Origin of the sequence: Streptomyces sp. NPDC046831 (assembly GCF_040645305.1) — a bacterium.
Lineage (GTDB): Bacteria > Actinomycetota > Actinomycetes > Streptomycetales > Streptomycetaceae > Streptomyces.
Window position 1 is genome coordinate 69,620 of sequence record NZ_JBEYXZ010000004.1, and the last position, 26,817, is coordinate 96,436.

Genomic DNA, 26,817 nt, shown 5'->3' on the forward strand with positions numbered 1-26,817 from the left:
AAGCCTAGTGGCCGTCACGGCGCGCGTGTCCGCCGCGCCCGTCGGGGGCGTGCAGAGCGGGCCGTGGGAGCGGTGCCGCCCGGACGTCGTCGCGCAGGGTCAGGAAGAGACCCAGCGGGTCGTCGGAGACCCGGTCCCAGGGGAACGACGTGGCGTACGGGCCGATGAGGCGCAGCTGGGCCGAGGCGTCGGCGCGGCGCTCCAGCCGGATCAGGACGTAGGCCAGCAGGTTGCGCATCTCCGCCGGCCAGGGGTCGGCCGCCGGGAACCGGGCGGACAGGGCGACGGCGCGGTCGGCCGCGGCGTCCAGCCGCTCGCGCGGCACCTCCGGCCCGCAGCCGTCGGTCAGGTAGGCGAAGGCCGCCCGGACCGGCAGGGCCTGGACGAGCGAGTCCGGGGGAGCGTCCTGCGCGGCGCGGTCGGAGAAGTCGAAGCACTCGCGGTGGGAGCCGTGCCAGGAGGCGGCCAGGTAGCGCAGGGCGGCGACGTGGCAGCCGTAGTGGTGCGGGGCGCGGCGGACCGCCGCCTCCCACAGCTCCTCGAAGTACCGGTGCCCGGCACGCGAGCCGCGCGCGTGGTCCAGGGCGACGCGCCACGGCACCGGGTCCCGGTCGTCGCCGCGTGCGGCCTCCGTGATGAGAGGGCTCACCGCGCGCAGCAGCTCGGCGCGTGCGGGCGACGGCCAGGCCCGGTCCACGGCGAGCTGGGCGGCCACCAGCAGCGCGTCCGGGTCGTGCGGGGCGGCCGCGCGCCAGGCGTCCAGCCACTCGGAGCGCGAGCGCGCGAACGCGGCCAGCCGGGTGGCGTACCGGTCGCGGTCCTCCCACGCGGCAGCCGCCCGGGTCTCGGCGAGCAGGACGGCGGCCGGGGCGTACGCGCCGTGGGCGGCCGCGACCAGCACGGGCGCCAGACGCGCGTCGGGCGCGTCGAGGAGCACCTCGTCGTGGACGGCGGGCCGGTCCGCGGTGGGGCGCGCCCGGGTCGTACGGATGAAAGGGGGCAGCAGAGCCATGGTGTCGACCATTGAAAGACCGCAGGTGGCGGACGCGCCAGGGCCAACACGGAACCGGACGAAAGTTGTACGCGCCCTGGTCAAGCCCCGGTAAAAGCTGGCTGCACCGCGCGGCGCCAAGCGCGCACCCGCGCAGGGGCCGAGACGGGAGCCACGCGGCGCGGCGGGGGTGGTGCGCGGTCGCCGCGTGCGGTGCGGTGCCCGCGTGCGGTGCGGTCCCCGTGTGCGGTGCGGTCCCCGTGTGCGGTGCGGTCCCCGTGTGCGGTGCGGTCCCCGCGTCCGGTGCGTGGGTGGGGCGGGGCCGCGCCGGGGGGTGCCCGTCCTCGGACCGGCGCGAGTGAGGTTTCTCAGCGAAGTACCCGGCGTCGACGCGCCGGCCGCTGCGGGCGGGCACCCCCCGGCACGGCCCCTTCCGTGCGTGGGCGGCTGCGGGCGCGTTGTTCTCCGTGTGGGGTGCGTGGGGCTGCGTTCCCGCGTGCGGTGGGTGGGGGGCGTCTGTGCGGGGACTGGTGCGAGTTTCTCAGCGACGCGGCTTGCGTGGACGCGCCGGCCGCTGCGGGCGGGCACTCCCCGGCACGGCCCCTTCCGTGCGTGGGCGGCTGCGGGCCGTTGTGCAGCGCCCGCTTCCGGCGAGCCGTCGCCCCCTCACCCCCGCCGCAGCAACCGAGTCGCCCCCGCCGCCACCGTCGTGGCCAGGGTCCAGCCCAGCAGGACCATCGCAGCCGCCAGCCACTGCCATCCGCCCCCCAGCTGCCACTGGCTCACCTGGCCGAAGTCCACCACCGGAAGCAGCAGGTCGAGAGCGAACAGCGCCGGATTCCACTCCCCGTGCCGCCCCGGATCGGCCGGCGGGTGGTCGGCGCGTGCGAACGCGAGCGAGCCCGCCGCCCACAGCACCGCCATCCACACCGCGGCCCGGCCCGGCCGGTACCCGTAGGCGACCGTCCAGTCCTGCAGGTAGCCCCAGAGCTTGGCCGCGAGCGGCAGCGTCTCGCGGCGCCGCCGCTGCTTGGCGAGCAGCACCTCGCGCGCGTCCTCGTCCTCGCCCGCACCGCGCAGCACCGCGGCGAGCCGCTCGTACGGCTCCGGGTTGTACTCGGCGGTCGCCGCCGCCACCCACTCCAGGCGCTCCGCCAGCGGGAACGGACCCTGCGGCACCAGGTTCTCGTAGGCGAAGCCGCCCATGTGCAGCCGGCCGGGGCCGGGCCAGCTCGCCGCCCGGTCGACCAGGTTCACGATCCGCGCGCCGGACAGCACGACCCGCCCCCGCAGCGGCCGCTCCCCGAGGAAGCGCAGCTCCGGCGCCTGCACCCGGCGCAGTGACAGCTCCTGCTCGTCGGTGAAGGCGAACCGGGCCCGCTCGAAGTCGACCGCGTCCCCGAACCGCCCGTCGTCCAGCCGTATCCCGCCCTGGCACTCGAAGTACTGCACCCGCGTGCCGCGCGCCGGGGTGACGCCGCTCAGGAGGGGGTTCCCGACACCCGCCGGAGTCAGGTAGAGGGTGCGCTCGACGGACAGCTGCGGCGCGTTCAGCGCGAGCCGCGCGGCGGGGTTGGTGAGCTTCGCCCCCCGCAGACTCAGCGACACGCCGACCGTCGCGCTGCGCAGGCTCAGCTCGCCGTGCGACTCGAGCATCTCCGCCTGGAGGTCCTGGCCGACGCTCAGGCCGTCGGCGGCGATCGACCGGCCGCCGCGGTCCCGGTGCACGATCGCCTGGTTCAGCAGCAGGTCCGTGCCGATCCGGGCGTCCGTGAGCCGCACTCCGCCCTGGAAGCGGCAGCGGGGCAGGTGCAGGTCGCCCTCGGTGTGCACCCGGGCGGCCTCCAGGCGCGGCACCGAGCAGTCGACCAGCCGCACGGTGGTGAACCGGGCCTCCGGCAGCCGGATCTCCTCCTCGAACCGGCAGCCGGTCATCTCCAGGTACGGCTCGACCGTGCCGCCCGCCAGGTCGAGCGCCCCCGTGATCCGCACGCCGACGAGCTTCAGGGAGGCCACCCGCCCGGCCAGCGGCGGCGGTCCGTCCAGCAGCAGCCAGCACACGACACGCGCTCGCACGCTCCGCTCGGGCCCCCAGGGGTGCGGGCCGTGCGGATCGTCCACGACCGCGTCCCCGCCGCGCAGGTCGTAGACGCTGCCGTTGCGGAAGGCCTGCCACATGCCGGCCTCGACGGCGGTGAGGTCCCCTGGCGGGTCCCCGTGGCGCGTACGGGCCCCCTCGGTCACGGTCCGTCCCTCCCTCCTCGGCTACTCGCGGGTTTCGTACTGCCGTTCATGCCCGCTGAGTGACGGTCTGAACACTCCGAGTGACAGTCGGGTGGCGGGAATCCACGCGGTGACGGTGCGGAGCCGTACCACGGACGGAGGGGGTTTGTATCAGCCGTTGATACGGGCGAACGGTGGCGGACGCCGGTCTGAGAGAATTGGACCTGTGATCTCCCGAATCGATCTGCGCGGCGACGCCCTCCCCGAGGGCCCCGCCCTGCGTGACCTGCTGCCCCGAGCCGACTTCGACGTTCAGGCCGCCCTGGAGAAGGTGCGTCCGATCTGCGAGGCCGTGCATCATCGGGGCGACGCGGCACTGATCGACTTCGCCGAGAAGTTCGACGGCGTGCGTCTGGAATCCGTCCGTGTCCCGGCCGAGGCCCTCAAGGACGCCCTGGCCGAGCTGGACCCGGCCGTGCGCGCGGCCCTGGAGGAGTCCATCCGCCGCGCCCGCCTCGTCCACCGCGAGCAGCGCCGCAGCACCCACACCACCCAGGTCGTGCCCGGCGGCTCGGTCACCGAGAAGTGGGTCCCGGTCGAGCGGGTCGGCCTGTACGCCCCCGGCGGCCGGTCGGTCTACCCGTCGTCCGTCGTCATGAACGCCGTGCCCGCGCAGGAGGCCGGCGTCGAGTCGATCGCGCTCGCCTCCCCGCCGCAGGCCGAGTTCGGCGGCCTGCCGCACCCGACCATCCTCGCCGCCTGCGCACTGCTCGGCGTCGACGAGGTCTACGCGGCCGGCGGCGCCCAGGCCGTCGCCATGTTCGCGCACGGCACGGAGTCCTGCCCGCCCGCGAACATGGTCACCGGCCCCGGCAACATCTGGGTCGCCGCCGCCAAGCGCTACTTCACCGGCCGGATCGGCATCGACGCGGAGGCCGGCCCGACCGAGATCGCGATCCTCGCGGACGCGACGGCCGACCCGGTGCACGTCGCCTCCGACCTGATCAGCCAGGCGGAGCACGACCCGCTCGCGGCCGCCGTCCTCGTCACCGAATCCGCCGAGCTCGCCGAGGCGGTGGAGAAGGAGCTGGAGCCGCAGGTCGCGGCGACCAAGCACGTCGAGGACCGGATCCGCCCGGCCCTGGCCGGCCGGCAGTCCGCGATCGTGCTCGTCGACGGCCTCGACGAGGGCCTCCGGGTGGTCGACGCCTACGGCGCCGAGCACCTGGAGATCCAGACGGCCGACGCCGCCGCGGTCGCCGACCGCGTGCGCAACGCCGGCGCGATCTTCATCGGCCCGTGGGCGCCGGTCTCCCTCGGCGACTACGCGGCCGGCTCCAACCACGTGCTCCCGACCGGCGGCTGCGCCTGCCACTCCTCGGGTCTGTCCGTCCAGTCCTTCCTGCGCGGCATCCACATCGTGGACTACACGAAGGAGGCGCTCGCCGAGGTCGCCCACCACGTGGTGACGCTGGCGGAGGCGGAGGACCTGCCCGCGCACGGCGCGGCGATCAAGGCACGGTTCGGGTGGAAGGTACCGGCGAGCAAGTGAGCTTCTCCATCGACGATCTCCCCGTGCGGGACGAGCTGCGCGGCAAGTCGCCCTACGGCGCCCCCCAGCTGGACGTCCCGGTGCGGCTGAACACGAACGAGAACCCCTACCCGCTGCCCGAGCCGCTGGTCGAGCGGATCACCGAGCGGGTGCGCGAGGCCGCCCGCGGCCTCAACCGCTACCCGGACCGGGACGCCGTCGAGCTGCGCACGCGGCTCGCCGAGTACCTGGCGAAGACCGGCGGCCACCCCGTCGGCCCGGAGAACGTCTGGGCCGCCAACGGCTCCAACGAGGTCATCCAGCAGCTCCTGCAGACCTTCGGCGGGCCGGGCCGCACGGCGCTCGGCTTCGAGCCGTCGTACTCGATGCACGCGCTCATCGCGCGCGGCACCGGCACCGGGTGGATCTCCGGTCCGCGGGGCGAGGACTTCACGATCGACCTCCCGGCGGCCGAGAAGGCCATCGCCGAGCACCGGCCGGACGTCGTCTTCGTCACCACCCCCAACAACCCCACCGGCACCGCGGTCCCGCCCCGGACGGTCCTCGCGCTGTACGAGGCCGCGCAGGCGGCGAAGCCGTCCATGGTGATCCTCGACGAGGCGTACATCGAGTTCAGCCACGGCGACTCGCTGCTGCCGCTGCTGGAGGGCCGGCCGAACCTGGTCGTCTCCCGCACGATGTCGAAGGCGTTCGGGGCCGCCGGCCTCCGCCTCGGCTACCTCGCCGCGCACCCGGCCGTCGTGGACGCCGTCCAGCTCGTCCGGCTGCCGTACCACCTGTCGGCGGTGACGCAGGCCACCGCGCTGGCCGCCCTGGAGCACACCGACACGCTGCTGAAGTACGTCGAGCAGCTGAAGTCCGAGCGGGACCGGCTGGTCGGCGAGCTCCGCGCCCTCGGGTACGAGGTGACCGAGTCGGACGCGAACTTCGTCCAGTTCGGACGGTTCGAGGACTCCCACACCGCCTGGCGGGAGATCCTGGACCGGGGCGTCCTCGTCCGCGACAACGGTGTGCCCGGCCGGCTGCGGGTCACCGCGGGCACCCCGGCCGAGAACGACGCGTTCCTCGACGCGGTCCGTGACCTGCAGGGCCTTCTGGCAGGCACCCCCACACCCCCGAAGGAGCAGAGCGCATGAGCCGCGTTGGGCGCGTGGAGCGCACCACCAAGGAGACCTCGGTCCTCGTCGAGATCGACCTCGACGGCACCGGCAGGACCGACATCGCCACCGGCGTCGGTTTCTACGACCACATGCTCGACCAGCTCGGCCGGCACGGTCTGTTCGACCTGACCGTGAAGACCGACGGCGACCTGCACATCGACTCCCACCACACCATCGAGGACACCGCCCTCGCGCTGGGCGCCGCCTTCCGGCAGGCCCTCGGCGACAAGGTGGGAATCTACCGCTTCGGCAACTGCACGGTGCCGCTGGACGAGTCGCTCGCCCAGGTCACCGTCGACCTCTCCGGGCGCCCCTACCTCGTGCACGCCGAGCCCGAGAACATGGCGCCGATGATCGGCGAGTACGACACCACGATGACCCGGCACATCCTGGAGTCCTTCGTCGCGCAGGCCCAGGTCGCGCTGCACGTGCACGTGCCCTACGGACGCAACGCGCACCACATCGTGGAGTGCCAGTTCAAGGCGCTGGCGCGGGCGCTGCGCTACGCCAGCGAGCGCGACCCGCGCGCGGCCGGCATCCTCCCGTCGACGAAGGGCGCGCTGTAACCCCATGAACGGCACTTCGACCGTCCTGATCGTCGTCGGCCTCTTCCTCGTCGGCGGGATCATCTCGTTCGTCAAGCAGAAGATGCCCACGAGCCTCGTCGTCCTCCTCTCCATCGGAGCGGCGATGTGCCTCGTCGCGGGCGTCGCCCGGCTGGAGGTGTGGAATTGAGCACCGCGGGAGCATCCAAGAAGGTCGTGGTCTTCGACTACGGCTTCGGCAACGTCCGTTCCGCCGAGCGCGCCCTCGCGCGCGCGGGCGCCGACGTAGAGATCACCCGTGACTTCGACACGGCGATGAACGCCGACGGCCTGCTGGTGCCGGGCGTCGGCGCCTTCGCCGCCTGCATGAAGGGCCTCAGGGAGGCGCGCGGCGACTGGGTCATCGACCGCCGGCTGTCCGGCGGGCGCCCGGTGATGGGCATCTGCGTGGGCATGCAGATCCTGTTCGCCCGCGGCGTCGAGCACGGCGTCGAGGCCGAGGGCCTCGACGAGTGGCCCGGCACGGTCGGCCCGCTCGAGGCCGACGTCGTGCCGCACATGGGCTGGAACACCGTCGAGGCGCCGGCCGACTCCGAGCTGTTCGCGGGCCTGGACGCGGACGCGCGGTTCTACTTCGTGCACTCCTACGCCGTCCACGACTGGCGGATGGAGACGCACAACCCGGCGCTGCACGTCCCGAAGGTCACCTGGGCCACGCACGGCAAGCCGTTCGTGGCGGCCGTGGAGAACGGCGCCCTGTGGGCGACGCAGTTCCACCCCGAGAAGTCCGGCGACGCCGGCGCGCAGCTGCTCACCAACTGGATCGGAACCCTGTAGAGACATGGCCAAGCTCGAACTCCTCCCCGCCGTCGACGTCCGGGACGGCCAGGCCGTCCGCCTCGTGCACGGCGAGTCCGGCACGGAGACCTCCTACGGCTCCCCGCTGGAGGCCGCCCTCGCCTGGCAGCGCGCGGGCGCCGAGTGGCTGCACCTGGTCGACCTCGACGCCGCGTTCGGCACCGGCGACAACCGCGCGCTGATCCGCGAGGTGGCCGAGCGCATGACCGAGACGCACCTCAAGGTGGAACTGTCCGGCGGCATCCGCGACGACGACACCCTCGCCGCCGCCCTGGCCACCGGCTGCACCCGGGTGAACCTCGGGACCGCCGCCCTGGAGTCCCCCGAGTGGGTCGCCAAGGTCATCGCCGAGCACGGCGACCGGATCGCGGTCGGGCTCGACGTGCGCGGCACCACGCTGCGCGGCCGCGGCTGGACCAGGGACGGCGGCGACCTCTACGAGACGCTGGCCCGTCTCGACAAGGAGGGCTGCGCGCGCTACGTCGTGACCGACATCGCCAAGGACGGCACCCTGCAGGGACCGAACCTGGAGCTGCTGAGGAACGTCTGCGCGGCGACGGACCGCCCCGTGGTCGCCTCCGGCGGCGTGTCGTCGCTGGACGACCTGCGGGCCATCGCCGGGCTGGTCCCGCTCGGTGTCGAGGGCGCCATCGTCGGGAAAGCGCTCTACGCGAAGGCGTTCACCCTGGAAGAGGCCTTGGAGGCTGTGTCGTCATGACGTCCGATGCCGTGCGGCGCGTGCAGAGCGGAAATCCCTGGGAAGAGAGTTTCGGTTTCGCGCGCGCCGTGGCGGCGGGCGACCTGGTGCTGGTGGCGGGCACGACGTCCTTCAAGGGCAGCGTGCTCTACGGGGAGGGCGACCCCTACGAGCAGGCCAAGGTGGCCTTCACCAGCGCCCTGGAGGCGATCGCCGAGTTCGGGCTCGGGCCCGAGTCGGTGATCAGGACCCGGATGCACCTGGCGCACCCCCGGGATTTCGAGGAGGCGGCCCGGGCCCACAAGGAGCTCTTCGACTCCGTGCGCCCGGTGACGACCCTGCTGGTCGTCGAGGGCTTCGTCGACCCGCGCGTGCTGGTGTCGGTGGAGCTGGAAGCCTACAGAGGCTAGAAGTCATTCCGTTTCGTAAGGAGCCGTGGACCTCATGACCCTGGCGGTCCGAGTCATCCCCTGCCTGGACGTGGACAACGGCCGGGTCGTCAAGGGCGTGAACTTCCAGAACCTGCGCGACGCGGGCGACCCGGTCGAGATGGCCAAGGTGTACGACACCGAGGGCGCCGACGAGCTGACGTTCCTGGACATCACCGCCTCCGCCGGCAACCGCGAGACCACGTACGACGTGGTGCGCCGCACCGCCGAGCAGGTGTTCATCCCGCTGACGGTGGGCGGCGGCGTCCGCACGGCCGAGGACGTGGACAGGCTGCTGCGGGCGGGCGCCGACAAGGTGGGCGTGAACACGGCCGCCATCGCCCGCCCCGACCTGATCCGGGAGATCGCCGAGCGCTTCGGCCGGCAGGTGCTGGTGCTGTCGGTGGACGCGCGGCGCACGGAGTCCGGGAGCTTCGAGGTGACCACGCACGGCGGCCGCCGCGGCACCGGCATCGACGCGGTGGAGTGGGCGCACCGGGCGGCCGAACTGGGCGCCGGCGAGATCCTGCTGAACTCCATGGACGCCGACGGCACGAAGGACGGCTACGACCTGGAGATGATCGCGGCGGTCCGCAAGCACGTGACCGTCCCGGTGATCGCCTCGGGCGGCGCGGGCAAGCTCGCCGACTTCCCGCCGGCGGTCGCCGCGGGTGCGGACGCGGTGCTGGCCGCGTCGGTGTTCCACTTCGGCGACCTGCGCATCGGCCAGGTCAAGCAGACGCTGCGTGAGGCAGGCGCACCGGTGCGCTGACACCGTCCGGGCTCAAGGCCCCGGTCGCCAGGGAGCGGCCGGGGCCTCTCCGCGCGAGAAGTGCAGGAAATATTGCGCACACGATGTTGCGCAATGTTTCTTTCGTTTCTAGCCTCGGGGGATGAGCGACAGGGAGCGGGACCGCCGCATCACCGATCTGGACACGCTGAAGGCGCTCGCGCACCCGCTGCGCATGAAGCTCTACCGGGGGCTGACCGTCGCGCGCGCCGCGACCGCCTCCCAGCTCGCCGCGCAGGCCGGTGAGGCTGTCTCCCTGGTCAGCTACCACCTGCGCAAGCTCGCCGAGTACGGACTGATCCAGCCGGCCGAGCCGCGCAGCGCGGACAGCCGGGAGCGCTGGTGGGAGCCCGCGTCCGACGGACTGAGCATCCGCGACGAGGACTTCCGCGACGCCCCGGAGAAGGCGGCCGCGCACACGGCGGCCGGCCGCCTCTTCAGCGAGCAGCGCACCGAGATGTACCGGCGCTTCCTGGACGAACGGCCGCAGTGGGGCCCCGAGTGGAACGCCGCCGCCGAGTCCTCCGAAACCGTTCTGCGGCTGACCGCGGACGAACTGTCCGGCCTGGTCAGGGACATGCTCGCGCTCGTCCGCGGTTACGAGGAGCGGGGCCGGGCCGCGGACGCGGCCGGGGACGGCGAGGGGCGCGAGAACGTCGCCGTGCACACGTACGCCTTCCCCTTCCGCGTCTGAGAGGGGCCGCCGTGACCACCTCCTCCGTGACACCCGCGGCGGTGCCGACCGCCGCGCGTCCGGCCCACCGCGACGGCAACGTGCTGCGCTGGCTCGCCGCCTACACGGCGTCGATGGTCGGCGACAACGTCTACTGGATCACCCTGTCCTGGGCCGCGGTCCAGTCCGGGACGCCCGCGCAGGCCGGGCTCGTGACAGCCGTCAGCGCCCTGCCCCGGGCCCTGCTGATGCTGGCCGGGGGAGTGGTCGCCGACCGGTTCGGCCCGCGCCGGATCGTCATCGGCAGCGACGCCGTGCGCTGCGCGGCCGTGCTCGGGGCGGCGGCGCTGCTCCACCTCACCAGCCCCGGACTGTGGCCGCTGACCGCTCTCGCCCTGGTGTTCGGGACCGTCGACGCGGTGTTCATGCCCGCCGTGGGCGCCCTGCCGGCGCGGATCACCCGGACGGACCAGCTGGCGCGCGTGCACGGCATGCGGGGCATGGCGATCCGGTTCGCGGGCGTCACCGGCGCCCCGCTCGGCGGCCTCGGCGTCGCGCTCGGCGGCGCGGCGGCCGCCTTCGGCCTCGCCGGGCTGCTGATCGCCCTGTCCGTGCCCCTGCTCCTGGGCGTGCGGGTGCGCGAACTGCCTGCGGACGGCTCCGCGACCGCCGGCGGCACCGCCCGGCGGGACCTGGTGGCCGGTCTGCGCCACATCCGCCGGCACCGCGTCCTGGCGCCGCTGCTGCTGACCATCGCGCTGGGCGACCTCGGCTTCGTCGGCCCGCTCAACGTGGGCCTGACCCTGCTCGCCGACGAACGGGGCTGGGGAGCGCCGGGCATGGGCTGGGTGCTGGCCGGCTTCGGCGTGGGGGCCGGGGCCGCCTCGCTGCTGCTGGCCGTGCGCGGACGGGTGCCGCACGCGGGGCGGGTCATCGCCTGCACCGTCCTGGCGGGCTCCGTGGCGATCGGCGCCCTCGCCTACGTCCCCGGCGTCCTCGCAGCCGTCGGCGTGGCGCTGCTCGTCGGCCTGCTGACCGGACTGAGCGGCGCCCTGTGCGGCGCGCTGCTGCAGACCCTCACCGACCCCGCCTACCTGGGCCGGGTCACCGCCGTCGCCGGCCTGGTCAGCCTAGGCCTCGCGCCGCTCGGCATGCCGCTGTCCGCCGCGGCCATCGGGGCGTGGGGGACCGGCCCGGTGTTCGTCGCCGGCGCGGTCGTCTGCGGCCTCGGCGGGGTGGTCGCCCTGGCCGTCCGCGACCTGCGCCGCGCCGAACTGCCCGGCTGAACCACCGGGCGCCGGCCGCGCCGCCGCCCGGTGGCCGGACCGGACCGCCCCACCGGCCTCAGAAGCCGAGCTGCTTCGTCTCCCGCAGTGCGGCGATCGCGTCCTTGTCCCCGTCCAGCTCCACCCGGGCCGTGTCCTGGCGGCCGAAGGCGAACAGCAGCAGCTCCGACGGCTCGCCGGTCACGGTCACGACCGGCGTGCCCCGGCGCGCGACGACCGTCTGCCCGTCGGGACGGCGCAGCACCACGCCCGTCGGCACACCCCGGCCCAGCAGCCTCGCGACCCGCTCCAGGCGGGACCACAGGGTGTCCTGGAAGACGGTGTCGAGCTCGCGCGGGGTCCAGTCGGGCTGCGCGCGGCGGACGTCCTCGGTGTGGACGTAGAACTCGACGGTGTTGGCCGCCTCGTCGATCTGCTTGAGCTGGAAGGGCGAGAAGCGCGGCGGGCCGGTGCGGATGAGCCGGATGAGCTCGTCGTAGGGCTTGGCCGCGTACTCCTCCAGGACCTTGTCGCGACGGGGTGCGAGCTGCTTGATCAGCGCGCCCCCGGCCACGTCGGGACGTCGCTCGCGCACCACCAGGTGCGCCGCCAGATCACGGGTCCGCCAGCCCTCGCAGAGGGTCGGGGCGTCCGGACCGGTGGTCTCCAAGAGGTCGGCGAGCAGGAGCCGTTCACGCTTGGCGAAGGTCGACATGCGGGTCAGCCTACGACCACGCGCGGGCTGCGCCCACCCGTCGCCGCGACACGGCCGCCGGCGGTGGCCGTGTTCAGCCGGTGGACGGCGGCGCGGGGCGCCCCGCCCGGCGCGGCACAATGGCACCCATGACCAGCACGCCTCCGCCCAGCAGTCTCGACCCCGGGATCGCCGCGCGCCTCAAGCGCAGCGCCGACGGGCTCCTCCCCGCGATCGCCCAGCAGTACGACACCGGTGAGGTGCTGATGCTCGGCTGGATGGACGACGAGGCGCTCCACCGCACGCTGACGACCGGCCGCTGCACCTACTGGTCGCGCAGCCGCCAGGAGTACTGGGTCAAGGGCGACACCTCGGGGCACGTCCAGCACGTCAGGTCCGTCGCCCTGGACTGCGACGCCGACACCCTGCTGGTCAAGGTCGACCAGGTCGGCGCCGCCTGCCACACCGGCGACCGCACCTGCTTCGACGCCGACGTCCTGCTGCCGGACACCGGTTCCGGCGCGCCGGCCGCGGATCAGTAGGGTCGGCCGCCATGGACCTCGAGACCTTCCGCAAGCTGGCCACCGACCGCCGGGTCATCCCGGTCACGCGCAAGCTCCTCGCCGACGGCGACACCCCGGTCGCCCTCTACCGCAAGCTCGCCGCCGAGCGCCCCGGCACCTTCCTGCTGGAGTCCGCGGAGAACGGGCGCACCTGGTCTCGGTACTCCTTCGTCGGTGTCCGCAGCGCCGCCACCCTCACCGAGCGGGACGGGCAGGCCCACTGGCTCGGCACCCCGCCGGCCGGCGTCCCCGCCGGGGGTGACCCGCTGGCCGCCCTGCGGGCCACCGTGGAGGCCCTGCACACGCCCCGCGACCTCGCCGACGACCTGGGCCTGCCGCCCTTCACCGGCGGCATGGTCGGCTACCTCGGCTACGACATCGTGCGCCGCCTGGAGAAGATCGGCCCCGGTGAGCGGGACGACCTGCGGCTGCCGGAGCTGACGATGCTGCTCACCTCGGACCTCGCCGTCCTCGACCACTGGGACGGCACCGTCCTGCTGATCGCCAACGCGATCAACCACAACGACCTCGACACCGGCGTCGACCAGGCCTGGGCCGACGCCGTCGCCCGTCTGGACGCCATGGAGGCGGACCTGACCCGGCCGGTCGCCCAGCCGCCGGCCGTCCTGCCGCCCTCCGAACTGCCCGAGTACACCGCCCGGTGGGGCGGCGAGGACTTCCAGGACGCCGTGGAGGACGTCAAGGAGCGCATCCGCGCGGGCGAGGCCTTCCAGGTGGTGCCCTCGCAGCGGTTCGAGACGCCGTGCACGGCGAGCGCGCTGGACGTCTACCGGGTGCTGCGGGCGACCAACCCGTCGCCGTACATGTACCTGTTCCGGTTCCCCCGCGGGGACGGCGAGGCGTTCGACGTGGTCGGCTCGTCCCCCGAGGCGCTGGTGAAGGTCGAGGACGGGCGGGCCATGGTGCACCCCATCGCGGGCACCCGGCCGCGCGGCGCCACCCCGCAGGAGGACCAGGCCCTCGCCGAGGAGCTGCTGGCCGACCCCAAGGAGCGCGCCGAGCACCTGATGCTCGTCGACCTCGGACGCAACGACCTCGGCCGGGTCTGCGAGCCCGGCTCGGTGGAGGTCGTCGACTTCATGTCCATCGAGCGGTACTCGCACGTCATGCACATCGTCTCCACCGTCACCGGCCGGGTCGCCCCGGGCCGCACCGCCTTCGACGTGCTGACGGCCTGCTTCCCCGCGGGCACCCTCTCCGGGGCGCCGAAGCCGCGCGCGATGCGGATCATCGACGAACTCGAACCGTCCCGGCGCGGGCTGTACGGCGGCTGCGTCGGCTACCTCGACTTCGCGGGCGACTCCGACACCGCCATCGCCATCCGCACGGCGCTGCTGCGCGGCGGCACGGCCTACGTCCAGGCCGGAGCGGGGGTCGTGGCCGACTCCGACCCCGTCGCCGAGGACACCGAGTGCCGCAACAAGGCGGCCGCCGTGCTGCGGGCGGTGCACACCGCCAACCGGCTGGGGCGGTAGGAGCGCGCACGGCGGGGCCGGCCGGGGCGGCGCACCCCGCGCGAACCGGCCGGCCCGGCCGGCGCAGTACGCGCTCCGACCGGGCGGTAAGGGGGCCGGGTGACGGTTCGCCCGGGGTTCAGGCGATAGTGGAGTACGTGACTGCTGTACCCCACCCCCGTCCCGACACCGCCGCCTCCGCCCGTCCCGCCCGTCCCGCCCGCCGCAGCCTCGCCGTCGCCCTGCTCTGCGGCGCCCTCGGCGCGGCCGTGGCCCTGCTGGCCACCCGGCAGCGCTGGGCGGAGGGCACCGCGACGGTGGCCGGCGGCGCCTTCCCCCTGACCGCGAAGGGCAGCGACATCACGGGCGTGCCCGCGGCGCTCGCGGTAGTGGGCCTCGCCGCCCTCGTGGCCGTCTTCGCCGTCCGCCGCGCCGGCCGCGTCCTCGTGGCCGCCCTGCTCGCCCTGTCCGGCGCGGGCACCGTGGCGGCAGCCCTGACCGGCGCGCACGACGCGTCCGCGCTCGACGAGAAGGCCGCGCAGGCCTCCGGCGACACCGCGGCGACCGCGGCCGCGCTGACCCACACCGGCTGGCCGTACGTCGCGGCCGCCGGCGGTGCCCTGATCCTCCTCGCCGGTCTGCTCGCCCTGCGCTTCGGCGGACGGTGGCCGGCGATGTCCGGCCGCTACGAGCGCTCGGGTGCGCCCCGCGCGCGGGCGGTGCGCCCCGTCGACCCCGACCGCCCCGAGGACCTGTGGAAGGCCCTCGACCGCGGCGAGGACCCCACGGGCGCCGGACCGGCCTGACCGCCGGCCCCCACGGCCGCCGTCCGGCGGCGGCGGAACGCGGCCTGGCGATGACCCACCCCCGCTCACACCGGCCGCGCGCGTACGGGACAATGAGCGGGAAGCGTCCGGCTCGGACACGTACACAGCAACGAGGAGCAAGTCATGGCGGGCAGCAGCCACGGTCACACCCCGGCCGCCTGGACCGGTGTCATCATCGCCTTCATCGGTTTCTGCGCCGCGGGCGCCTTCATGGTGATGGCTCAGCCGGCCGGCTTCTGGGCCGGCATGGCGATCGTGCTGCTCGGCGGTGTCGTCGGCGGCATCATGCGCATGATGGGCCTGGGCCAGAAGAACGAGCACCCGGTGCACCAGGTCGGCCCCAAGAGCGAGGCGCACGCCGGGAACTGACGGTCCGTACGGCGGATCCGTACCACCTACGTCGAGGGGCGGACCCGGCGCCGGCAGGCGCGGAGTGCCGCCCCTCGCGCGTGCCTTCGGGACGGCGCCGGCCCCGCCCGGCGGCCGGCCCGCGGGCCGGACCGGCCGCCCGCCGCGCGCGCGTGCGGCCCGCGGGGCAGAATGCGAGGCGTGAACGCCGACAGCCGGAGGGTGACGGGCCGGGGGACGCCGATCCCCCGTCCGAGGGCCACCCAGGACCACGCCGCCGTGCCCGACCGTGCCGGGGGCGCGCTGCGGCGGCTGGCCGTCCCCGCGGCGGTGCTGGCGGCCGTCGCCGGGGCCTTCGCCTACGTCGGCACCGTCGACCCCAACGAGCCCGGCCACTACCCCGCCTGCCCGCTCCTGCGCCACACCGGCCTGTACTGCCCCGGCTGCGGCGGACTGCGCAGCGCCCACGCCGTCGTCCACGGGGACGTCCTCGCCGCTCTGCGGGACAACGCCCCGGCGGTCGCCGGCTACCTCGCCTTCGCCGTCCTGTGGACCGTCTGGGTGATCCACGCGGCGCGCGGGCGGCCCCTGCGGATCGATCCCCACCCGGTGCTCCTGTGGAGCCTGGGCGCGGCGCTGCTGGCGTTCACCGTTGTCCGGAACCTGCCCTTCGGTGGCTGGCTCCACCCTTGATCAACTGGCGGATGTCCAGGTAATGGGACCGCCGAGGGCCGGATGCGAGGCCACCGCCCCGCTCCGGATACCATCGCAGTGACCACCGGTTTCGTCTGCCGAGGCGGGCCGCCGGCGGCAGCTCGACCCGCTTGAACAGTCAACCGTCTGGAAGGGGGCCGCTCGCGTGAGTGTGCTCGACGAGATCATCGACGGAGTCCGTGCCGACCTCGCGGAGCGGCAGGCGCGCGTCAGCCTCGACGAGCTCAAGGAGCGCGCGGCCAAGGCGTCACCGGCGAAGGACGGAGTGGCCGCCCTGCGCGGCGACGGCGTCAAGGTGATCTGTGAGGTCAAGCGCTCCAGCCCGTCGAAGGGCGCGCTGGCCGCGATCGCCGACCCGGCCGCGCTCGCCGCGGACTACGAGGCGGGCGGCGCGGCCGTCATCTCCGTCCTCACCGAACAGCGCCGCTTCGGCGGCTCGCTGGCCGACCTGGAGGCCGTGCGCGCCCGGGTCGACATCCCGGTGCTGCGCAAGGACTTCATCGTCACGTCGTACCAGCTCTGGGAGGCGCGCGCGTACGGCGCCGACCTCGCCCTGCTGATCGTCGCGGCCCTGGAGCAGTCGGCGCTGGAGTCGCTGATCGAGCGCGCCGAGTCCATCGGCCTCACCCCGCTGGTCGAGGTGCACGACGAGGACGAGGCCGACCGCGCGGTGGACGCGGGCGCCAAGGTGATCGGCGTCAACGCCCGCAACCTCAGGACCCTGGAGGTCGACCGCGGGACGTTCGAGCGGGTCGCGCCGGAGATCCCGGACGGCATCGTCAAGGTCGCCGAGTCCGGTGTCCGCGGCCCGCACGACCTCATCGCCTACGCCAACGCCGGTGCCGACGCGGTCCTGGTCGGCGAGTCCCTCGTCACCGGACGCGACCCGAGGACGGCCGTCGCCGACCTGGTGGCCGCCGGGGCGCACCCGGCGCTGCGGCACGGACGGGCCTGACCGGTGCAGGTCATCCGGACGGCCGGCCGCCGGTAGAGTGTGCCGTGATGACGCTTCCGATCACCGAGCCCAGCAGGGACCCGTACGCCCGCCTCGCGCGGGGCTGCCGGCCCCGGGGCTGCCGCGCGCCGGCGCGCCGCGTGCACGGGCGGCGGGTGCGGTACGTCATCGGTGACGAGCCGGGCCAGGTGAACGGGATGCGATGGCGCCGCCCGCGTGCGCGTGCGTCCGCGGCGAGCTGAACCGCCTCCTCCAGGTGATCGCCCGGTGATCCAGCCCGCGTCGTGTCCCTGGCACGCCCGCCGGCCGGCGAGGCCGGTCCATGTCGCCGTGAGGTTCACCCTTCGACGGCCGACGGCATCGGGCCGATGGCCCACCCGGCCGACCCCGCCGCCACGCGGCGCGGCCGACCGGGCCGGTGAGGTCCTTGCCGGGCACTCCGTGCCCTTGGAGTTTCCCCTCCGCGGGGAGGAGCCTGTTGCCGGCGGCGACAGGCCCCGGTTCGCGACCGCCTGCGTCCAGGACACCGCCCTGGGACAGGCCGCCGTGCCCCTGCCCGGCGGACGCGGAGCAGCCCGCCCCGGAACAGCGCGCACACGACTACCGTGACCCTTGGGCCCTGCCCGCCTCCACCCCCGCCCGCCCGGCCTCCCGGGCGGACGACGGGGGCGTGACGACAGGACCCAGTTCCGACCGACCCCGGGGCCGACGCCCCTGCGAGGTAACCGCATGCCCAGCGAGTTCTTCATCCCCGACCCGGAGGGCCGGGTCCCCAGCGCCGAGGGCTACTTCGGCGCGTTCGGCGGCAAGTTCATCCCGGAGGCCCTCGTCGCCGCCGTGGACGAGGTCGCCGTCGAGTACGACAAGGCCAAGGCCGACCCCGAGTTCGCCCGCGAGCTCGACGACCTGCTCGTCCACTACACCGGCCGCCCCAGCGCCCTCACCGAGGTCCCGCGCTTCGCCGAGCACGCCGGCGGCGCCCGCGTCTTCCTCAAGCGCGAGGACCTCAACCACACCGGCTCGCACAAGATCAATAACGTGCTGGGCCAGGCCCTGCTCACCCAGCGCATGGGCAAGACCCGCGTCATCGCCGAGACCGGCGCCGGCCAGCACGGCGTCGCCACCGCCACCGCCTGTGCCCTGTTCGGCCTCGACTGCACCATCTACATGGGCGAGATCGACACCCGCCGCCAGGCCCTGAACGTCGCCCGGATGCGGATGCTCGGCGCCGAGGTCGTCGCGGTGAAGTCCGGCAGCCGCACCCTGAAGGACGCCATCAACGAGGCGTTCCGGGACTGGGTCGCCAACGTCGACCACACCCACTACCTCTTCGGCACCGTCGCCGGGCCCCACCCCTTCCCGGCCATGGTCCGCGACTTCCACCGCGTCATCGGCGTCGAGGCCCGACGCCAGCTCCTGGAGCGCACCGGCCGCCTCCCCGACGCCGCCGTCGCCTGCGTCGGCGGCGGTTCCAACGCCATCGGCCTCTTCCACGCCTTCATCCCCGACGAGGGCGTCCGCCTGATCGGCTGCGAGCCCGCGGGACACGGCGTCGAGACCGGCGAGCACGCGGCCACCCTGACCGCCGGCGAGCCGGGCATCCTGCACGGCTCCCGCTCCTACGTCCTGCAGGACGAGGAGGGCCAGATCACCGAGCCGTACTCCATCTCCGCCGGGCTGGACTACCCCGGCATCGGCCCGGAGCACGCCTACCTCAAGGACTCCGGCCGGGGCGAGTACCGCGCGGTCACGGACGACGCGGCCATGCAGGCACTGCGCCTGCTGTCGCGCACCGAGGGCATCATCCCGGCCATCGAGAGCGCCCACGCGCTGGCCGGTGCCCTGGAGGTGGGCCGCGAGCTGGGCAGGGACGGGCTGATCGTGGTCAACCTCTCCGGCCGCGGCGACAAGGACATGGACACCGCCGCCCGCTACTTCGGCCTGTACGACACCGACGCCACCGTGGCCGCGGACGCCGACGCCGGCACCGCCGAGATCGAGGAGGACGCCAAGTGAGCGGGAACCTCCAGCTGCTGACCGACACCCTCGCCGCCGCGAAGGCGGAGGGCCGCTCGGCGCTCATCGCCTACCTCCCGGCGGGCTTCCCCACCGTCGACGGCGGCATCGAGGCGATCAAGGCCGTCCTCGACGCCGGCGCCGACGTCGTGGAGGTCGGGCTGCCGCACAGCGACCCCGTCCTCGACGGGCCGGTCATCCAGACCGCCGACGACATCGCCCTGCGCGGCGGCGTCAAGATCAAGGACGTGATGCGCACCGTCAAGGAGGCCCACGAGGCCACCGGCAAGCCGGTGCTCGTCATGACGTACTGGAACCCGATCGACCGCTACGGCGTCGAGCGGTTCACCGCGGAGCTCGCCGAGGCCGGCGGGGCCGGCTGCATCCTGCCCGACCTGCCCGTCCAGGAGTCGGCGCTGTGGCGCGAGCACGCCGAGAAGCACGGCCTGGCGACGGTCTTCGTCGTGGCGCCCAGCAGCCGGGACGAGCGGCTGGCCGAGATCACCGCGGCCGGCTCCGGCTTCGTCTACGCCGCCTCCCTCATGGGCGTCACCGGCACCCGCGAGTCGGTGGGCACGCAGGCCCAGGACCTGGTGCGGCGCACCCGCGCCACCGGCACCGGCCTGCCGGTCTGCGTCGGGCTCGGCGTCTCCGATCGGGCCCAGGCGGCCGAGGTCGCCGGCTTCGCCGACGGCGTGATCGTCGGCTCGGCCTTCGTCAAGCGGATCCTGGACGCACCGGACGGTCCGGCCGGTGTCGAGGCCGTCCGCCGGCTCGCCGGCGAGCTGGCGCAGGGCGTGCGCGGGCGGGCGTAGCGGCCGGGAGCCGGTGCTGAGCGGCGGGTCCCGAAGGGGTGCTTCCCGGGGAGGTGTCTCCTCAGGGCTTCAGGGGCTTCAACGGCTTCAGGGGCTTCCGGGGCGCGCGTCGGCGAGCGGGACGCCCCGGTGATCCCGTGCGGGACGGACGCCGCGAGGGGCACTCGGCACAACGGACCCTTCGGTCACTCGAACGGGTGGACCTCGGACCGGGGAGGCGCGCTGCGCCTCCCCGGTTCGTTCAGGTGGTGTGAGCGAGAAGAACCGTGACGGAAAGCGGACCGCCCGCGATCGGCTGGCGGTCGAGCGGGAGAAGCAGAAGTCCGCGGAGAAGCGGCGGCGGACGCTGATCGTGGGCGCGAGCGTCGTCTGCGTCCTGGCCCTGGCGGCGGTCATCGGCATCGTGGCCGCGAACTCCGGCAAGGACGAGAAGAGAACCGCGGGACCGGTGGTGGCGCCCTCGGGCGCACAGGGCAAGGACAGCCTGGCGATCCCGGTCGGCAAGGACAGCGCGAAGTCGACGCTCACCGTGTGGGAGGACTTCCGCTGTCCGGCCTGCCAGGGCTTCGAGTCGGCCTACCGCTCGACCGTCCACCAGCTGACCGGCGCGGGCAGCCTGAGGGCCGAGTACCACCTGGTCACCCTCATCGACGGCAACCTCGGCGGCAGCGGCTCCCTGCGCGCGGCCAACGCCGCCGCCTGCGCCCAGGACGCCGGCAAGTTCTCGACGTACCACGACGTGCTGTACGAGAACCAGCCCAAGGAGACCGACGACGCCTTCGCGAGCAACGACAAGCTGATCGAGCTCGCCGGCAAGGTGGAGGGCCTGGACACCCCGGCCTTCCGCAGCTGCGTCAACGACGGCAGACACGACAGCTGGGTGCAGAAGTCGCAGAAGGCGTTCGAGGCCGGCAGGTTCCCGGGCACTCCGGCCGTCCTGCTGAACGGCAAGAACATCTACGAGGACCGGACGATGACCCCGGCGAAGCTGAAGAAGATGGTGGAGGACGCCAACAAGGGGTGAGGGCCGGGGCCCAGGCCGGCGGCCTTGCCGCGCACCGCCCGTTATGGACCCGTAGCCGGGCGGCCGGCCGTGCGGCCCGTCCGGCTGCGGTAGCGTCGACCCTGCCATGGAACTTGCCTACATCCCCAGCCCGTCGCGCGGAGTGCTGTACCTCGGCCCGATCCCGCTGCGCGGCTACGCGTTCTGCATCATCATCGGTGTCTTCGTTGCCGTCTGGCTCGGCAACAGGCGCTGGATCGCCCGGGGCGGGCGCAGCGGCACGGTGGCCGACATCGCTGTCTGGGCCGTCCCGTTCGGCCTGGTCGGCGGCCGGCTCTACCACGTCGTCACGGACTACGAGCTGTACTTCAGCGAGGGCCGAGACTGGGTGGACGCCTTCAAGGTCTGGGAGGGCGGTCTCGGCATCTGGGGCGCGATCGCGCTCGGCGCACTGGGCGCGTGGATCGGCTGCCGCCGCCGTGGCATCACGCTGCCCTCCTACGCCGACGCCGTCGCGCCGGGCATCGCCTTCGCCCAGGCGATCGGCCGCTGGGGCAACTGGTTCAACCAGGAGCTGTACGGGCGCGAGACGCACGTTCCGTGGGCGCTGGAGATCACCTCCTCGGCCGACGGCCGCGTGCCCGGGTACTACCACCCGACGTTCCTGTACGAGTCCCTGTGGTGCCTGGGGGTCGGGCTCCTGGTCATCTGGGCCGACCGCCGCTTCCGGCTGGGCCACGGCCGGGCGTTCGCCCTGTACGTCGCCGCGTACTGCGTCGGCCGCGCCTGGATCGAGTACATGCGGGTCGACGACGCCCACCACATCCTGGGCGTCCGGCTGAACGACTGGACGGCGCTCAGCGTGTTCGTGCTGGCCGTGCTGTACATCGTGATCTCGGCGAAGAAGCGGCCGGGCCGGGAGGCCGTGGTGGAACCGGGCGCCGAGCCCGTGGACGGTGACTCCGGCGCCGCGGTCGAGGCCGGCGCCGACGACGCCGGGAAGACCGCCGCCGTCCAGAAGACCGGGACGGACGGCGAGCCCGGTGCCGGCGCCGCCGCAGCGGCGGAGGACGAGGCCGCGCCGTCGAGCGGGAAGGACGGTACCGCTCCCGCGGACGGGAAGGCGGAGGCCGCGTCGTCCGGTGTCAAGGACGAGGCCGGACCGGCGACGGCGAAGAAGGGCTGACGGCCCCTTCCGTGTGACGAGGACGAGGGCGCCCGGAGCTTTCCGGGCGCCCTCGCCGTGCACCGGGCGGGCGGCGGTGGGGCTGCGGCGGGTGGGGCGTCAGCACCTGTGGGCCAGGGACAGCGTCCGCTGCGCCGCCGCCACCACCGCCGCGTCGACGAAGCGGCCGTCCGGCAGCGCCTGGGCACCCCGCTGGGTCGTGGCCGCTTTGACGATCGTCTCGGCCTCCTCCAGCTCCCGCTCGGTCGGAAGATAGGCCCGCTCGATGATCGGCAGCTGGCGTGGATGGATGGCCGCACGGCCGAGGAAGCCCAGCCGCCGGCCGTGCGCGCAGGACGCCGCCAGCCCCTCCAGGTCCCGGATGTCGGGGTGCACGCACTGGGTGGGCGGCGCGAGCCCGGCCGCCCGCGCGGCGACGACCACGCGGGCGCGGGACCAGTCCAGGCCCGCGTCGGCCGGCACCCCGAGGTCGGCCCGCAGGTCCGCCTCGCCGATCGAGACGCCGCACAGCGACCCGTGGGACGAGGCGATGGCGAAGGCGTGCTCGATGGCGAGGGCCGATTCGAGCAGGGCGTAGAGCGGCAGCCCCGTCCCGCCGGCGGGCGCGCACCCCTTCTCGCCGTCCGTGGACTCCCCTCCCCGCACCATCGCCGCGGTGCGCTCGGCGACCCGCGCCACCTGCCCGGCGCGGCTCACCTTCGGCAGCCGCAGTCCGGCGAGGCCGGGGAGGCCCGCGATGGCGTCGAGGTCGGCCGCCGCCAGCGGCCCGTCGACGGCGTTGACGCGGACGTGGATCGGGACGGGCGGTGGCTCGGTCAGGAGTTCGGCGGTGGCGTCGCGGGCGTAGTCCTTGCGGTCCGGGGCGACCGCGTCCTCCAGGTCGACGACGACGATGTCGGCGCCGGACTTGAGCGCCTTGGCGACGACGTGCGGGCGGTCACCGGGGGCGTACAGCCAGGTCAGGGGGAAGCGGACGGCGGGCGTCACAGGGCGCCCTCCGCCCGCAGCGCCGCCAGCTCGGCCGGGGTGAGGCCCAGCTCGGTGAGCACCGCCTCGGTGTCCGCGCCGTGCGGGCGGCCCGCCCAGCGGATCGCGCCCGGGGTGGCGGAGAGCCGGAACAGGACGTTCTGCATGCGCAGCGCGCCGAGCTCGGGGTCGTCGACCGTGGTGATGGTGCCCAGGGCCTGGTACTGCGGATCGGCCATCACGTCCCGGACGTCCTGGACCGGCGCGATCGCCGCCTCCGCCTTCTCGAAGGCGGCGAGCACGTCGGCGCGGGTGTGCCGGGCGATCCAGCCGCCGACCGCCGTGTCCAGGACGTCGGCGTGGCGGGCCCGGCCCTCGCCGGTGGCGAACCACGGTTCGCCGACCAGCTCCGGGCGGCCCACCAGGTGCATCACCCGTTCGGCCACCGACTGGGCCGAGGTGGACACGGCGACCCAGGTGCCGTCGGCCGTGCGGTAGGTGTTGCGGGGCGCGTTGTTCTGGGTGCGGTTGCCGGTGCGGGGCTGGACGTGGCCGAGCTGGTCGTACCAGAGGGGCTGCGGCCCGAGGACCGTCAGGATCGGCTCGATGATCGCCATGTCCACGACCTGTCCCTCGCCCGTATGCTCCCGCGCCGCCAGCGCGGTCATCACCGCGTACGCGGTGGCCAGACCGGCGATCGAGTCGGCGAGGCCGAACGGCGGGAGCGTCGGCGGCGCGTCCGGTTCGCCGGTGATCGCGGCGAAGCCGCTCATCGCCTCCGCGAGCGTGCCGAAGCCGGGGCGGTGGGCGTAGGGACCGAACTGGCCGAAGCCGGTGACCCGGGCGAGGACCAGCCGGGGGTTGACGGCGGACAGCTCCGGCCAGCCGAGGTCCCACCTCTCCAGGGTGCCGGGCCGGAAGTTCTCGACGATCACGTCGGCGGTGGCGGCGAGGCGGAGCAGGGTGGCGCGGCCGCCCGGCCGGGACAGGTCCAGGGTGATCGGGCGCTTGTTGCGGCCGAGCAGTTTCCACCACAGGCCGACGCCGTCCTTCGACGGGCCGTGGCCGCGGGAGGGGTCCGGTTTCGCGGGGTGCTCGACCTTGACCACGTCGGCGCCGAAGTCGCCGAACATGGTGGCGGCGATCGGGCCGGCGAAGAGGGTGGCGAGATCGAGGACACGCAGGCTGGACAGCGGGCCGGCGGGCTGCGGGGAAGCGGCCGGTGCGGCGGCGGGCCGCGGGTCACCGGGCGGTGCCGCAGCGGCGGGCCGGGGGCTGCCGGCGGAAGGGGCGGCGGGTTGCCCGGCGGCGGGACCGGGCGCGGGGCGGGGGGCGGTCATGACGGGCGCCCCGTTTCGGTGTCGGTGCGGTGGCACGGCGTCGTCGGCGACGCGTCGCGGTCGGTCATGGGCGGGACGCCTCCAGGAAGGTGAGGTGGGCCAGGTGGTCGAAGCCGGTGCCGTCGAAGTCGCCGACGGAGGTGGCGAGCCGGTTCTTCAGCGGACCCGTCCAGCGCTCGGGCAGGGCGGCGGGATCCCCGGCGAGCAGGCCGGCGATGCTGCCGGCCGTGGCGCCGTTGGAGTCGGTGTCCCAGCCACCGGAGACGGCACGGCAGATGGAGCCCGTGAAGTCGCCGTCGGCGTGGGTGAGGGCGGCGGCGGTCAGGGCGGTGTTGGGGACGGCGTGGACCCAGTGGTGGGCGGGGGAGTGGGTGGCGTGCAGTTCGTCCACGACGGTGTCGAAGTCCTCGTGGGTGCGGGCCAGCCGCACGGCGTGCCGGACGGCCCGGGCGAGCCGGGAGCCGGGCGGGACGACGGTGAGGCCGGCGGCCAGGCAGGCGTGGACGTCGTGGCCGCCGGTGGCCGCGGTGGCGACGGCGGCGGCGGTGAACATGGCCGCGTAGACGCCGTTCGCGGTGTGGGTGAGGGTGGCGTCGCGGTGGGCCTGCTCGGCGGCGGCCGCCGGGTCGCCGGGATTCGTCCAGCCGTGCACGTCGGCGCGGATCAGCGCGCCGACCCACTCCCGGAAGGGGTTGCGGTGCCGGGCGGTGTGCGGGGGTTCGATGCCGCTGAGCAGGTTGCGGTAGGCGACGCGTTCGGCGGTGAAGGTGCGGCCGGCCGGGAGGACGTCGAGCCAGAGGCGGGCCACGTCGGCGGTGGTGAACGCCCGGCCGTGGCGTGCGAGCAGCAGAAGGCCGACCAGCGGGTAGTTGAGGTCGTCGTCCTCGGGCATGCCGTCGATGTTCTCGGCCAGCGAGGTCGCCGCGGAGCGCCGGTTCCACGGGTACCGGGCGGCCAGGTCCGCGGGCAGGCCGCGGGCGGTGAAGAAGGTCGTGAGGGGCCAGTTGCCGGTGGCGCGGGCGAGGAGGCGGACGCCGGTCAGCGGCAGCTTCTCGACGGGCTTGCCGAGCAGGCAGCCGGCGGCCCGGCCGAGCCAGGCGGCCTCCAGCCGGGTGCGCAGCGACGGATCGGGGACGCCCGCCGCGGACCGGGCGGGCCAGGCGGGGCAGCCGGCCCTGATCTCCGGCAGGTCCGTCGGCTCCGCCTCGGCCAGCCGGCTCGGCAGCTCCGCCAGCTCGTCCAGCAGGTCCTCCGCGAGCAGCCGCAGGTAGCGCGAGGGCCGCTCGGGGGACGCGCCCGCCCGCTCGGGTGCCTCCGGGCCGCCCGCGGCGCGCCAGCGTGCGGCGACGGCCGACGGCTCGCGGCCGTCCTGGGCGGCCTGGCGCAGCTCGTGGCCGAGGAGGTCCTCCGGCTGCACCCAGGTCACCCGGAGCACGCCGTGCCCCCGATCCGCGCGAACGCCTCCTCGTGCGCGCGCCTCCGCGCCACGTCCCGCGCGAAGACCTCCCGGGCCACCCCGGCCAGCGTGCGGGCCGGTTCCCACAGGTCCAGCCGGCTCGCCTCCGCCACCGTCGTCGCCCACTCCCCGGGGACCGGGGAGCCGAGCGCGCCCGCCAGCGCGCCCGCCATGGTGGCGATGGAGTCGCAGTCGCGGCCGTAGTTCACCGCACCCAGCACCGCGTGGCGGAAGTCGCCGCCGGAGACGACCAGCATGCCGAGCGCCACGGGCAGTTCCTCGACGGCGTGCAGCCGGGAGGGACGGCGGGCTCCCAGCGACGGGCTGCGGTACTCGGGGCCCACCGTGTCGTAGGGGGCGACCGCCTCCCGCAGCGGGCCCAGCGCCGACTCGAAGTCCGTGTGGCGGGCGGCGGCCTCGCACACCGCCTCGATCGCCGCCCGCGTGCCGTCCTTCGCCAGGGACAAGCAGGCGGCCACCACCGCGTCCGGTGTGGCGCCGGGCGCGCAGGCCGCCGCCACCGCGGCCGCATGGACGCCCGCCGCCTCCCGGCCGTACGACGACTGATGGGCGCCCGCGACGTCCAGCGCCTCGGCGTACGCGGCCGCCGGGTGGGCCGCGTTGACCAGGCCGACGGGGGCCATGTACATCGCCGCGCCGCAGTTGACGATGTTGCCGACGCCGGCCTCGCGCGGGTCCACGTGGCCGTAGTGCAGCCGCGCCACCAGCCACTTCTCCGCCAGGAAGATCCGCTGCAGCGGCAGCGCCTCGGCCTCGAGCTCCGGGATCCAGCGCGGGTTCGTCATCAGGTCCGGGACCAGGTGGTCGGCGACGGCGTAGGCGTCGAGGTGGTCGCGGACGCGGGCGTACACCCGGACGAGCGCGTGCGTCATCAAGGTGTCGTCGGTGACGTGCCCGTCGCCCTTGTGGTACGGCGCGACGGGGCGGGCGGTCCGCCAGTCGTCGCCGTGCCAGGGGCCGACGACGCCGAGGACGCGGCCGCCGTGGCGCCGCACGATCTGCTCGGGGGACCAGCCCTCGACGGGGCCGCCGAGGGCGTCCCCGACCGCCGCTCCGACCAGGGCCCCGGTGATCCGCTCGTCGAGCCCCGCCGACCGGCCTGCCGCCGGGACGCCGGCGGCGTCGGGGGCCCGGCTTCCGGTCGCGTGCGGTGCCGGGCCGGTGGCCTGGTCGTCGGCCCGGCCTGCGGTGGTGCCGGTGGGCCGGGTCTGCGCGCGGTTGTCGGTCGGGTCCGCTCCTCGGCCGGTGGCCTGGTC

At 74.6% G+C, this 26,817-nt stretch carries 27 protein-coding genes; 20 read left to right on the forward strand and 7 right to left on the reverse strand.

Annotation, left to right across the window (positions count from 1 at the left end):
* Window positions 1-4 precede the first annotated feature (4 nt).
* Both ABZ920_RS05335 and ABZ920_RS05340 read right to left on the reverse strand, forming a co-directional pair.
* Window positions 5-1,024 carry a hypothetical protein gene (locus tag ABZ920_RS05335; protein ID WP_361499017.1) on the reverse strand — a complete coding sequence of 340 codons (1,020 nt, stop codon included), beginning with the start codon at window positions 1,022-1,024 and terminating at the stop codon, window positions 5-7.
* A gap of 633 nt (window positions 1,025-1,657) precedes the next feature.
* On the reverse strand, window positions 1,658-3,235 hold the full coding sequence (locus tag ABZ920_RS05340) for an oxidoreductase (RefSeq protein WP_361499019.1): 1,578 nt from the start codon (window positions 3,233-3,235) through the stop codon (window positions 1,658-1,660).
* 205 nt (window positions 3,236-3,440) lie between these two features.
* Here ABZ920_RS05340 and hisD point away from each other — a divergent pair, with 205 nt between their 5' ends.
* The 10 genes from hisD to ABZ920_RS05390 all read left to right on the forward strand — a co-directional run bounded on the left by hisD (window position 3,441) and on the right by ABZ920_RS05390 (window position 11,203).
* A complete protein-coding gene (hisD, locus tag ABZ920_RS05345) occupies window positions 3,441-4,766 on the forward strand; it encodes a histidinol dehydrogenase (RefSeq protein WP_361499021.1) in 1,326 nt (441 codons plus the stop codon).
* Window positions 4,763-5,902, forward strand: a complete 1,140-nt coding sequence (locus ABZ920_RS05350; protein WP_361499023.1) for a histidinol-phosphate transaminase — start codon at window positions 4,763-4,765, stop codon at window positions 5,900-5,902. Before hisD ends, ABZ920_RS05350 begins: the two co-directional genes overlap by 4 nt.
* On the forward strand, window positions 5,899-6,492 hold the full coding sequence (gene hisB, locus ABZ920_RS05355) for an imidazoleglycerol-phosphate dehydratase HisB (RefSeq protein ID WP_361499025.1): 594 nt from the start codon (window positions 5,899-5,901) through the stop codon (window positions 6,490-6,492). Before ABZ920_RS05350 ends, hisB begins: the two co-directional genes overlap by 4 nt.
* Window positions 6,493-6,496: 4 nt before the next feature.
* Window positions 6,497-6,661 carry a hypothetical protein gene (locus ABZ920_RS05360; RefSeq protein WP_361499027.1) on the forward strand — a complete coding sequence of 55 codons (165 nt, stop codon included), beginning with the start codon at window positions 6,497-6,499 and terminating at the stop codon, window positions 6,659-6,661.
* Entirely contained in the window at window positions 6,652-7,308 is a 657-nt protein-coding gene (gene hisH, locus ABZ920_RS05365) for an imidazole glycerol phosphate synthase subunit HisH (RefSeq protein WP_361499029.1), read from the forward strand. Before ABZ920_RS05360 ends, hisH begins: the two co-directional genes overlap by 10 nt.
* 4 nt (window positions 7,309-7,312) lie before the next feature.
* Complete coding sequence (gene priA, locus ABZ920_RS05370; protein WP_361499031.1) at window positions 7,313-8,047, forward strand: bifunctional 1-(5-phosphoribosyl)-5-((5-phosphoribosylamino)methylideneamino)imidazole-4-carboxamide isomerase/phosphoribosylanthranilate isomerase PriA; 735 nt, start codon at window positions 7,313-7,315, stop codon at window positions 8,045-8,047.
* A complete protein-coding gene (locus ABZ920_RS05375; RefSeq protein WP_361499033.1) occupies window positions 8,044-8,436 on the forward strand; it encodes a RidA family protein in 393 nt (130 codons plus the stop codon). The genes priA and ABZ920_RS05375 overlap by 4 nt, the downstream gene beginning before the upstream one ends.
* Before the next feature lie 34 nt (window positions 8,437-8,470).
* Window positions 8,471-9,226 carry an imidazole glycerol phosphate synthase subunit HisF gene (gene hisF / locus ABZ920_RS05380; RefSeq protein WP_361499035.1) on the forward strand — a complete coding sequence of 252 codons (756 nt, stop codon included), beginning with the start codon at window positions 8,471-8,473 and terminating at the stop codon, window positions 9,224-9,226.
* Window positions 9,227-9,347: 121 nt separating this feature from the next.
* Entirely contained in the window at window positions 9,348-9,938 is a 591-nt protein-coding gene (locus tag ABZ920_RS05385) for a helix-turn-helix domain-containing protein (protein ID WP_361499037.1), read from the forward strand.
* Between the two features lie 11 nt (window positions 9,939-9,949).
* Entirely contained in the window at window positions 9,950-11,203 is a 1,254-nt protein-coding gene (locus tag ABZ920_RS05390) for an MFS transporter (protein ID WP_361499039.1), read from the forward strand.
* Window positions 11,204-11,261: 58 nt separating this feature from the next.
* Here ABZ920_RS05390 and ABZ920_RS05395 read toward each other — a convergent pair whose 3' ends face one another.
* Entirely contained in the window at window positions 11,262-11,897 is a 636-nt protein-coding gene (locus ABZ920_RS05395) for a TIGR03085 family metal-binding protein (protein ID WP_361499041.1), read from the reverse strand.
* 128 nt (window positions 11,898-12,025) lie between these two features.
* On the opposite strand from ABZ920_RS05395, the gene hisI reads away from it, so the two are divergent.
* The 10 genes from hisI (at window position 12,026) to lgt (ending at window position 21,778) form a co-directional block, all read left to right on the forward strand.
* Window positions 12,026-12,418, forward strand: a complete 393-nt coding sequence (gene hisI, locus ABZ920_RS05400) for a phosphoribosyl-AMP cyclohydrolase (RefSeq protein WP_361499042.1) — start codon at window positions 12,026-12,028, stop codon at window positions 12,416-12,418.
* Between the two features lie 11 nt (window positions 12,419-12,429).
* Entirely contained in the window at window positions 12,430-13,935 is a 1,506-nt protein-coding gene (locus tag ABZ920_RS05405; protein WP_361499044.1) for an anthranilate synthase component I, read from the forward strand.
* A 128-nt stretch (window positions 13,936-14,063) separates the two neighbouring features.
* The gene (locus ABZ920_RS05410; RefSeq protein ID WP_361499046.1) at window positions 14,064-14,720 is read left to right on the forward strand and encodes a TIGR02234 family membrane protein; all 657 of its coding nucleotides are present in this window, start codon (window positions 14,064-14,066) and stop codon (window positions 14,718-14,720) included.
* A 144-nt stretch (window positions 14,721-14,864) separates the two neighbouring features.
* Window positions 14,865-15,110, forward strand: a complete 246-nt coding sequence (locus ABZ920_RS05415; protein WP_361499048.1) for an HGxxPAAW family protein — start codon at window positions 14,865-14,867, stop codon at window positions 15,108-15,110.
* A 171-nt stretch (window positions 15,111-15,281) separates the two neighbouring features.
* A complete protein-coding gene (locus ABZ920_RS05420; RefSeq protein ID WP_361499050.1) occupies window positions 15,282-15,782 on the forward strand; it encodes a DUF2752 domain-containing protein in 501 nt (166 codons plus the stop codon).
* 166 nt (window positions 15,783-15,948) lie between these two features.
* The gene (gene trpC, locus ABZ920_RS05425) at window positions 15,949-16,758 is read left to right on the forward strand and encodes an indole-3-glycerol phosphate synthase TrpC (RefSeq protein ID WP_361499052.1); all 810 of its coding nucleotides are present in this window, start codon (window positions 15,949-15,951) and stop codon (window positions 16,756-16,758) included.
* Window positions 16,759-17,487: 729 nt separating this feature from the next.
* Complete coding sequence (trpB, locus tag ABZ920_RS05430) at window positions 17,488-18,774, forward strand: tryptophan synthase subunit beta (RefSeq protein ID WP_361499054.1); 1,287 nt, start codon at window positions 17,488-17,490, stop codon at window positions 18,772-18,774.
* Window positions 18,771-19,589, forward strand: a complete 819-nt coding sequence (trpA, locus tag ABZ920_RS05435; protein WP_361499056.1) for a tryptophan synthase subunit alpha — start codon at window positions 18,771-18,773, stop codon at window positions 19,587-19,589. The genes trpB and trpA overlap by 4 nt, the downstream gene beginning before the upstream one ends.
* Before the next feature lie 250 nt (window positions 19,590-19,839).
* Complete coding sequence (locus ABZ920_RS05440) at window positions 19,840-20,613, forward strand: thioredoxin domain-containing protein (protein WP_361499058.1); 774 nt, start codon at window positions 19,840-19,842, stop codon at window positions 20,611-20,613.
* Between the two features lie 106 nt (window positions 20,614-20,719).
* Window positions 20,720-21,778 (forward strand): prolipoprotein diacylglyceryl transferase, encoded by a 1,059-nt coding sequence (gene lgt / locus ABZ920_RS05445; RefSeq protein WP_361499060.1) that lies wholly within the window; start codon window positions 20,720-20,722, stop codon window positions 21,776-21,778.
* A 99-nt stretch (window positions 21,779-21,877) separates the two neighbouring features.
* Here the strand turns inward: lgt and ABZ920_RS05450 are convergent, their stop codons facing one another.
* From ABZ920_RS05450 to ABZ920_RS05465, 4 genes are all read right to left on the reverse strand, one after another.
* Window positions 21,878-22,765 carry a CoA ester lyase gene (locus ABZ920_RS05450; protein WP_361499062.1) on the reverse strand — a complete coding sequence of 296 codons (888 nt, stop codon included), beginning with the start codon at window positions 22,763-22,765 and terminating at the stop codon, window positions 21,878-21,880.
* Window positions 22,762-24,084, reverse strand: coding sequence for a CoA transferase (locus ABZ920_RS05455; protein WP_361499064.1), 1,323 nt, complete (start codon window positions 24,082-24,084; stop codon window positions 22,762-22,764). The genes ABZ920_RS05450 and ABZ920_RS05455 overlap by 4 nt, the downstream gene beginning before the upstream one ends.
* Before the next feature lie 64 nt (window positions 24,085-24,148).
* Window positions 24,149-25,519, reverse strand: a complete 1,371-nt coding sequence (locus ABZ920_RS05460; RefSeq protein ID WP_361499066.1) for an ADP-ribosylglycohydrolase family protein — start codon at window positions 25,517-25,519, stop codon at window positions 24,149-24,151.
* Window positions 25,507-26,634 carry an ADP-ribosylglycohydrolase family protein gene (locus tag ABZ920_RS05465; RefSeq protein ID WP_361499414.1) on the reverse strand — a complete coding sequence of 376 codons (1,128 nt, stop codon included), beginning with the start codon at window positions 26,632-26,634 and terminating at the stop codon, window positions 25,507-25,509. Before ABZ920_RS05465 ends, ABZ920_RS05460 begins: the two co-directional genes overlap by 13 nt.
* Between the last annotated feature and the right edge of the window lie 183 nt (window positions 26,635-26,817).

Bases quoted from the DNA above. Each gene is read 5' to 3' on its own strand.
- ABZ920_RS05335 (WP_361499017.1), bottom strand. From the start codon at position 1,024: ATGGTCGACACCATGGCTCTGCTGCCCCCTTTCATCCGTACGACCCGG.
- hisB (WP_361499025.1), top strand. From the start codon at position 5,899: ATGAGCCGCGTTGGGCGCGTGGAGCGCACCACCAAGGAGACCTCGGTC.
- ABZ920_RS05360 (WP_361499027.1), top strand. From the start codon at position 6,497: ATGAACGGCACTTCGACCGTCCTGATCGTCGTCGGCCTCTTCCTCGTC.
- priA (WP_361499031.1), top strand. From the start codon at position 7,313: ATGGCCAAGCTCGAACTCCTCCCCGCCGTCGACGTCCGGGACGGCCAG.
- ABZ920_RS05375 (WP_361499033.1), top strand. From the start codon at position 8,044: ATGACGTCCGATGCCGTGCGGCGCGTGCAGAGCGGAAATCCCTGGGAA.
- hisF (WP_361499035.1), top strand. From the start codon at position 8,471: ATGACCCTGGCGGTCCGAGTCATCCCCTGCCTGGACGTGGACAACGGC.
- ABZ920_RS05385 (WP_361499037.1), top strand. From the start codon at position 9,348: ATGAGCGACAGGGAGCGGGACCGCCGCATCACCGATCTGGACACGCTG.
- ABZ920_RS05395 (WP_361499041.1), bottom strand. From the start codon at position 11,897: ATGTCGACCTTCGCCAAGCGTGAACGGCTCCTGCTCGCCGACCTCTTG.
- hisI (WP_361499042.1), top strand. From the start codon at position 12,026: ATGACCAGCACGCCTCCGCCCAGCAGTCTCGACCCCGGGATCGCCGCG.
- ABZ920_RS05405 (WP_361499044.1), top strand. From the start codon at position 12,430: ATGGACCTCGAGACCTTCCGCAAGCTGGCCACCGACCGCCGGGTCATC.
- ABZ920_RS05415 (WP_361499048.1), top strand. From the start codon at position 14,865: ATGGCGGGCAGCAGCCACGGTCACACCCCGGCCGCCTGGACCGGTGTC.
- ABZ920_RS05420 (WP_361499050.1), top strand. From the start codon at position 15,282: ATGCGAGGCGTGAACGCCGACAGCCGGAGGGTGACGGGCCGGGGGACG.
- trpB (WP_361499054.1), top strand. From the start codon at position 17,488: ATGCCCAGCGAGTTCTTCATCCCCGACCCGGAGGGCCGGGTCCCCAGC.
- lgt (WP_361499060.1), top strand. From the start codon at position 20,720: ATGGAACTTGCCTACATCCCCAGCCCGTCGCGCGGAGTGCTGTACCTC.
- ABZ920_RS05455 (WP_361499064.1), bottom strand. From the start codon at position 24,084: ATGACCGCCCCCCGCCCCGCGCCCGGTCCCGCCGCCGGGCAACCCGCC.